Source organism: Phenylobacterium sp., from assembly GCF_025934275.1.
Classification (GTDB): Bacteria; Pseudomonadota; Alphaproteobacteria; order Caulobacterales; family Caulobacteraceae; genus Phenylobacterium.
Genome location: NZ_JAICYI010000007.1, coordinates 67,117 through 73,845 on the forward strand (window position 1 = coordinate 67,117; position 6,729 = coordinate 73,845).

Annotated in this window: 8 protein-coding genes; 1 reads left to right on the plus strand and 7 read right to left on the minus strand. The window is 70.6% G+C overall.

Going from position 1 to position 6,729, the window contains the following annotated elements; all coding sequences use genetic code 11:
* From Q0W60_RS03435 to Q0W60_RS03455, 5 genes are all read right to left on the minus strand, one after another.
* Nucleotides 1–1,380, minus strand: a complete 1,380-nt coding sequence (locus Q0W60_RS03435) for a hypothetical protein (protein ID WP_297692588.1) — start codon at nt 1,378–1,380, stop codon at nt 1–3.
* A gap of 85 nt (nt 1,381–1,465) precedes the next feature.
* Nucleotides 1,466–2,845 carry a sensor histidine kinase gene (locus tag Q0W60_RS03440; protein WP_297692590.1) on the minus strand — a complete coding sequence of 460 codons (1,380 nt, stop codon included), beginning with the start codon at nt 2,843–2,845 and terminating at the stop codon, nt 1,466–1,468.
* Nucleotides 2,846–2,855: 10 nt separating this feature from the next.
* A complete protein-coding gene (locus Q0W60_RS03445) occupies nt 2,856–3,545 on the minus strand; it encodes a response regulator transcription factor (RefSeq protein WP_297692592.1) in 690 nt (229 codons plus the stop codon).
* Between the two features lie 24 nt (nt 3,546–3,569).
* Nucleotides 3,570–3,902 carry a hypothetical protein gene (locus tag Q0W60_RS03450; protein WP_297692594.1) on the minus strand — a complete coding sequence of 111 codons (333 nt, stop codon included), beginning with the start codon at nt 3,900–3,902 and terminating at the stop codon, nt 3,570–3,572.
* A 58-nt stretch (nt 3,903–3,960) separates the two neighbouring features.
* Nucleotides 3,961–4,899: a J domain-containing protein gene (locus tag Q0W60_RS03455; RefSeq protein WP_297692596.1), complete on the minus strand. Its 939-nt coding sequence runs from the start codon at nt 4,897–4,899 to the stop codon at nt 3,961–3,963.
* Between the two features lie 179 nt (nt 4,900–5,078).
* Here Q0W60_RS03455 and Q0W60_RS03460 point away from each other — a divergent pair, with 179 nt between their 5' ends.
* The gene (locus Q0W60_RS03460; protein ID WP_297692598.1) at nt 5,079–5,531 is read left to right on the plus strand and encodes a DUF805 domain-containing protein; all 453 of its coding nucleotides are present in this window, start codon (nt 5,079–5,081) and stop codon (nt 5,529–5,531) included.
* Here Q0W60_RS03460 and Q0W60_RS03465 read toward each other — a convergent pair.
* Nucleotides 5,528–5,989, minus strand: coding sequence for a YcgN family cysteine cluster protein (locus tag Q0W60_RS03465; RefSeq protein ID WP_297692600.1), 462 nt, complete (start codon nt 5,987–5,989; stop codon nt 5,528–5,530). The two genes, Q0W60_RS03460 and Q0W60_RS03465, sit on opposite strands and share 4 nt — an antisense overlap.
* A 54-nt stretch (nt 5,990–6,043) precedes the next feature.
* Nucleotides 6,044–6,661 carry a hypothetical protein gene (locus Q0W60_RS03470; RefSeq protein ID WP_297692602.1) on the minus strand — a complete coding sequence of 206 codons (618 nt, stop codon included), beginning with the start codon at nt 6,659–6,661 and terminating at the stop codon, nt 6,044–6,046.
* Nucleotides 6,662–6,729 lie beyond the last annotated feature (68 nt).

A 6,729-nucleotide genomic window follows, 5' to 3' on the forward strand; every position in this document is an offset into this window, starting at 1 on the left:
TCATGCGGCGTCGGAATCGGAGGCCGCGGCGGAATCGTCGTGGCGGGCGGCGGCCGCCCGGCGGCGCACCAGTTCGGCGGCGCGTTCGTCGCGGACCAGCAGGCTGATTTCGGCGGCGACTTCCAGAAAGGCGTAGGCGACCTCTTCGTCCGGCACGTCGCCGGTCCGGATATGGTCGAGCACCTCCTCGACATAGTTGTCGAGCATGTCGCCCAGCGCCTCGAGCATCTTGTTGCGGGCGGCGCCGAACCCGCCGTAGTTGGCGCTGGCGCGCACCTCCTGGCTGAAGGTGAGCAGGGTGAGCGCGCGGCGGATCGCGATCGGGTCCGGCATGGCGTTGAGCTTGGGCTCGGTCTTGCGCATCCGGGCGATCCGCACGGTCTGCATGGGCAGCGCCGCCGCGGCGAGCTTCTCGGCGGCCCGCAGATGGCTCTCCACCACGCCGGCCAAGGCCTTCTTCTGCTTGACGAGCTCGTGCCCCCAGCCGTGATCGCGGGAAAGATCGACGCACGTCTCCATCTCGCTGACCTGGAAGGTGATCAGCTCCACCCGCTTGCCGGCTGCGCGGCCGGCGTCGGGCCCGGCGTCCGGATCGAGCCCCGAAAGCGCCTTCAGGCTGGCCTCGATGTCGCGCATCACGCGTTCGCCGAAATACGCCATCTCCGAGTCGGCGAGGTAGCGCTCGGTGGGCTTGTCCATCACCGCCGAGATGACGCGGAGCACCATCCACGGATACGGCAGCTGGGCGGCGAGCATCTCGAAGAAGCGCGGGCCGGCGTCGTCAGCGATGGCGACGGCGTCCTTGTAGGCGAGGCGCGCCGAAGCCGTGGTCTCCTCGCCGGCGTGGGCGGTCCAGTCGACGAGCTTGGGGATCGCCTCGCGGACCACAGGGGCGATGTCGAGGCAGTCGGCCAGCAGGGCGGCGCCGCCGGGCCGAGCCTCCTCGCAGGCCTCGGCGACCAGCGCGAACTCCCGCGGCTGACGGGCGCGCACCGCGCTCGCCGCAAGCGCCGCCAGCATGTCGAACGGATCGTTCGAGCCCTCGCCCGGACGCTCGTCCGTGAACGCCGCGGCCGCCTCGGCGATCGCGTCGGGGGCTGTCGCCTTCAGGCCGCGCCAGACGAGCGCCAGAGCGCGGCCCGGAAAGACGAGATGGCTGGGGTCCTTGCCGTCGCCCGTGCAGAGCGGCGCGATCGGCTGCAGCACGGCGTTGCGAAGCCTCCGGTCCTGCGCCTCCGTCTCCACGAGGCGGCGCACGCCGGCGAGCGCGGAGTCCTCCGCAGTCTCCGCCAGCGCGATCTGCAGGCCGCCCACGACCCGGTCGGGCGCGGCCGCCACCAGCTGGCGGACGATCTCGATCTTCTGCTCCGAGAGGGCCATGCCGGGCTCCGCGGCGGACAAAAGTCCGCTGACCGGCCAGCATGCGCCAGCGGCGGTTAAGGTTTTCCGAAAACTAACAACGGCGTTACGCCGCCGATCGCGGCAGGTCGACGACCAGCTTGAGACCGCCCAGCGGCGAGTCGTCGAGCTGCAGCGCGCCACGGTAGGCGCGGGCGAGCTCGTCGATGATCGAAAGCCCCAATCCCGACCCTGGCGCGTTCTCGTCGAGCCGGGCGCCGCGGCGCAACACTTCCTCGCGCTGGTCGGGCGGAAGGCCCGGGCCGTCGTCCTCGACGGTGAGGCGCAGGCGTTCGCGCCCGAGCGCGGCCGCGCGGACCTTGACCTTGCCCTTGCACCACTTGCCGGCGTTCTCCATGGCGTTGCCGATCATCTCCAGCAGATCCTGCCGCTCGCCCAGGAAATAGAGGTCCTCGTCGGCGTCCCAATCGATGACGACGCCCTTCTCCTGGAAGATTCGCTCGAGAGTGCGGGCGAGCTCGTCCACCACCTCGGCCACCGAGGTGCGTTCCCCCTGGCCCTGCGTGCGGGCGGCGGCGCGGGCGCGGCGCAGATGGTGGTCGACCTGGCGGCGCATGACGTCGGCCTGGCGGGTCACCACCTCGGCGAGCGGTCCGGGCCGCTGGGCGGATTCGGTGATCATCACCGAGATCGGCGTCTTCAGGGCGTGCGCCAGGTTGCCGACGTGAGTGCGCTGGCGCTCCACGACCTCCTGGTTGTGCGCCATCAGGGCGTTGAGCTCCTCGGCGAGCGGGGTGAGCTCGGTCGGATAGGCGCCGGCGACGCGGTCCGCCGCGCCGCGCCGCACCGCGGCCACCTCGCGCTGCAGTTCGAACAGCGGCCGCAGACCCACGCGCACCTGTATGACCACCGCGGCGATGAGCCCGGCGCCCAGCAGCGCGAAGGCGGCGGCGGTCCAGGCGACGAAGGCCCGGACGTCGGAATCGATCGGCGAGCGGTCCTCGGCGGCGAGGAAGATCACCGGCCGGCCGAACACGGTGCGGTTGGAGGCCATGGCGCGCAGAGGCTCGCCGAGCGGTCCGCGGGTGTTGAAGGTGACCGGCTGCCCCGGGTTGGCCGCAAACCGCTTCGCCAGGTCGGCCGGCGGATGCAGCTCGGAATCCCATAAGGAGCGCGAGCGGACGTCGGCGTGGACCTTGCCGGCCGGCGCGAGCTCGGCGATCTCCCAGTAGCGGCCCGAGTAGGCCCGCAGCGCCCGCTCGTCGGTGAGCGCCGGAGCGATCACCTGGCCCTGATCCACTGTCGTCCCGGCCGTCAGATTGTCGATCAGGTCCGACAGGCCCATGTCGAACCGACGCAGCGCCGCCTGCTGGAAGAGCACTGCGAACAGCGCCGCGGAGACGACGAGCGCCGCCAGGCTCCAGCCCAGCGCAAGCAGCACCAGCCGCCGGGCGAGCGATGGGCGTCGCGCCGCCTGGCGGTTCACAGGCGCATCGTCAGGGCTTCCCAGCGTCGCCCAACTCCTCCTCCGGGCAAGTCAGGCGGTAGCCGAGGCCGCGGACCGTCTCGATGCGCTCCGCCCCGATCTTCTTGCGCACGCGACCGATGAACACCTCGATGGTGTTGGAGTCGCGGTCGAAGTCCTGGTCGTAGAGGTGCTCCACGAGCTCCGTGCGGCTGATCACCCGGCCCTGGTGCATCATCAGGTAATGCAGCAGCCGGTACTCGAGTGAGGTGAGCCGCAGCGGCTCGCCGTTGACGCTGGCCCGGGCGGCGCGCGGATCGAGGCGCAGGCCGCCGCAGGCGAGGTGGGGGGCGGCGTGGCCGGCGGAGCGGCGCAAAAGCGCGCGAAGCCTCGCCAGCAGCTCCTCGGTGTGGAACGGCTTGGTGAGGTAGTCGTCGGCGCCGGCGTCGAAACCCGCCACCTTCTCGCTCCAGGCGCCGCGGGCGGTGAGGATCAGCACCGGCGTCGCCATGTTGTCGCGCCGCCAGCGCTCCAGCACCGAGACGCCATCCACCTTCGGCAGGCCGAGATCGAGTATGATGGCGTCATAGGGCTCTGTCTCGCCGAGGAACTGGGCCTCCTCGCCGTCGGGGGCGTGGTCGACCGCGTAGCCGGCGTCGGAGAGCGCCTGCTTCAGCTGCCGGGACAGGTCTGGATCGTCTTCAACCAACAGGATGCGCACGGCTGCGTCCTTCCCTCGTTCGGCCTAGCCGCCCTGTTCGCCGATCATGGCGCCGGTCTCGGCGTCGACGACGAAGACCTTCACCCGGCCGTTCGGCATCTGCCACTGGACGAAATAGGCGGGCTTGCCGCCCGAGTCGCCCATGGTGGTGTTGAGATGCCGGCCGGGGGTGCGCGCTGCGATCATCGCCAGCACCCGCGACAGCGGCGCCTGACGTCCGGCGCGGACCGCGGCGCGGGCCTGGTCCTGGTCGGAGCGTCCGGCGCCGAGCACGGGGCGGCCGTCGTCCTGGGCCGAAGCCGCGATCGGGGCGGCCGCGGCCAGGAGCAGCACGGCGAGTGCGGGCCAGGACTTCATACGCGCCATTCTAGGCCGTGGGACTGAACCCCGCCTGAATGGGGCGTTGAGGGGCGGCTCACGAACGCCGCCTCGGCGCATAGGGCCGGCGAGCCCTCCAGGCCTGGGCGAACGCCTCCAGCTCCGGATCCGGGTCGTCGGGCAAGGTGACCACCAGCCGGGCGAAGAGGTCGCCGCGGCGGCCCTGGGCGTCGGACAGCCCGCGACCCTTGAGCCTGAGCTTGGCGCCGGAGTTGGTCCCCTTCGGGACGGTGAGCGTCACCGGACCATCGGGGGTCGGCGCCTGCACCTTGCCGCCGAGCACGGCGTCGTAGACCGTGACCGGAAGGTCCATGACCAGCACCTCGCCCTCGCGCCGATAGATGGGGTGCGGGACGATCGCGAGCTCGATGAAGGCGTCGCCGGGGCCGGCGCGGCCGGCCGCGCCCTGGCCTTTCAGCCGCAGCGTCTGGCCATCCTGGGCGCCCTTCGGGATGGTGACGTCGATAGTGCGGCCGTCGGAGAAGCCGATCCGCTTCTTGGCGCCCCTGATCGCCTCCTCGAGATCGATGTCGAGCCTGGCGCGCACGTCGGCGCCGCGCTGCGAGAAGCCGCCGAAACCGCCGCCACGCCCGGCGCCGCGGCCGCCGAACATCTCGCCCAGGATGTCGCCGAGGTCGACGCCCTCGTAGCTCTCGCGATAGCCGCCGCGGCCGAAGCCGTTGTCGTGCGCCGCGCCGCCCGGGGGCGGACCCCACGGCCCGCGGCCGCCGCCGAAGCCTCGCATGGTCTCGCGCCCGTCGGCGTCGATCTCGCCGGCGTCGAACTTCTTGCGCTTGTCGGCGTCGCCAACGATGTCGAAGGCGGCGCTGACCTGCTTGAAGCGCTCCTCGGCCTCCTTGTTGCCAGGATTGGCGTCCGGATGGTTCTGCTTGGCGAGCTTGCGGAACGCCTTGCGGATCTCGTCCGCGCTGGCCGTACGGGAGACGCCCAGCTCCTGATAGGGGTCGCGCGCCAAGTCGGGGACCTCGGGGTTACGCTGTCTAAGTCCTGGGACTTTCTAGATTGGTCCGGCGGCGGTTGCACGCAAGAGCGTGTGTTGCATTCTGGCCACAGCGACTCCCCGACGCCATGCCAGGCCCGAGCTTGACCGAAGTTCTGCCAATGTTCTAGCCTCGCCTGGTCAGGAGGGGCGGCGTGGGACTGGGGCAGGACATTCCTTGGCGGGAGGTGATCTCGCCGCGCGGCCGCAACACGCGCGGACGATTCTGGGTCGTCGTCTTCTGCTACGCGATCACCTCGGCCCTCTTGCGGCTGCTGGTGATCACCTTCGACAACCAGGCGCTCACGCTCGGCATCTTTCCGTTCTTCCTGCTGGTGAGCGCGGTAAACGTCATCAACGCCATCCGTCGCCTGCACGACATCGGACGCAGCGGCTGGTGGCTGTTGTTGCTGGTCGCGATCGCGATCATCTGCGGACTGCTGGCGCGATATGCGCCGGATGAGGCGACGGCCGATCTCGAGGCTGGAGTGAGCGAATTCCTCAACATCGTCGCCCTGCTGCTGATCGGATTCTGGCCCAGCCAACGCGCCGCCAACAGGTTCGGTCCGTGGGCGGGGGACAAGCGCGCCTCCGAACAGCCCGCCTAATCCCGGCCGCGCTCGCCGATGAGATCGGGGGCGGCGAAGTCGAGGGCGTCTTCGGGGTCCGAGAGGGCACGTTCGCTCACGGTCTGGCCGCGCACGGAGACGCCGGCGCGATGCACGCTCTCGGGGTCGCCGGAGACCAGCGGATGCCATGAGGCGAGGTCGCGGCCCTCCGCGAGCCGGCGGTAGGCGCAGCTCTTCGGCATCCAGGGCAGGGCCTCGATGTTGCCGGGCGTGAGCTTGACGCAATCGGGCACGTGGCGGCGGCGGTCGGCGTAGTCGCTGCAGCGGCAGGCCTCGGCGTCATAGAGCTTGCAGTGCACGCGGGTCGGCACGACCTGGCCGGAGTCCTCCTCCTCGAAGCGCACCAGGCAGCACAGGCCGCAGCCGTCGCAGAGGCTTTCCCACTCCGCGGCGGTCATCTGGTCGAGACGCTTGCGGCGCCAGAACGGTTCGCCCATGGGCGGTGATCTAGGCCCGGCGACGGGCGCCGTCGAGCGGAGCCGGACGGATTGTCAGCCCGACGGCCGCGGGTCGGGCGGCGGGGCCGCGTCGAACTCCAGTTGCTCCCCCTCAGGGGGAGCTGTCCCGAAGGCGTTTCCGCTCGGAATGCTCTGCTCGGCGGAGGAATCCCGCTCCGGTCCTTCAGACCACCTCCCGCTGTCCGCGCTGCGCGCTGGGGGAGGAACTGGGAGCTGCAAGGCCTCGCAGATGCGCTCGATCTGCCGGTCGAGGGGCTCGTCGAGGAAGCCTTCGTCGAGGGCTTCGGTCTCGAGGCGGACAGAGAGGTCCTCGCAGGCGTCGGACTGCTCATCCTCGTCGACTTCGGTTTCGATGGCGCGTTCGATCACCGCCGAAACGGCGGCCTTGCGCTGGGCTAGGCGCTTGTCGTGACGGGCTTCGGCCTCGGCGGCGACTTGGCGGTCGGCGAGCGCGGCGTCGCGGACGAGCTTCATCTTCAGCGCGGCGGTCTGGCGGACGCTGCGCGAGACGCGGTGGAAGGCGATGGCGAGCCGGGCGCGCTCATCGGCGCACTCGGCGGCCATGGCGTCAGCCTGGATCTGCAGCGCGAGCTCGATGCCGGCTTCGAACAGCCGCTCAAGCCCCGCGTCGATGTCGCAACCTGCGTCCATGAACATAAGTAGAACACGAGCGCCGGGGATCACCAAAGATTCAGTGCAAATTTCTTGAACCATGCAAA

Bases quoted from the DNA above. Each gene is read 5' to 3' on its own strand.
- Q0W60_RS03435 (WP_297692588.1), bottom strand. From the start codon at position 1,380: ATGGCCCTCTCGGAGCAGAAGATCGAGATCGTCCGCCAGCTGGTGGCG.
- Q0W60_RS03450 (WP_297692594.1), bottom strand. From the start codon at position 3,902: ATGAAGTCCTGGCCCGCACTCGCCGTGCTGCTCCTGGCCGCGGCCGCC.
- Q0W60_RS03465 (WP_297692600.1), bottom strand. From the start codon at position 5,989: ATGGGCGAACCGTTCTGGCGCCGCAAGCGTCTCGACCAGATGACCGCC.
- Q0W60_RS03470 (WP_297692602.1), bottom strand. From the start codon at position 6,661: ATGGACGCAGGTTGCGACATCGACGCGGGGCTTGAGCGGCTGTTCGAA.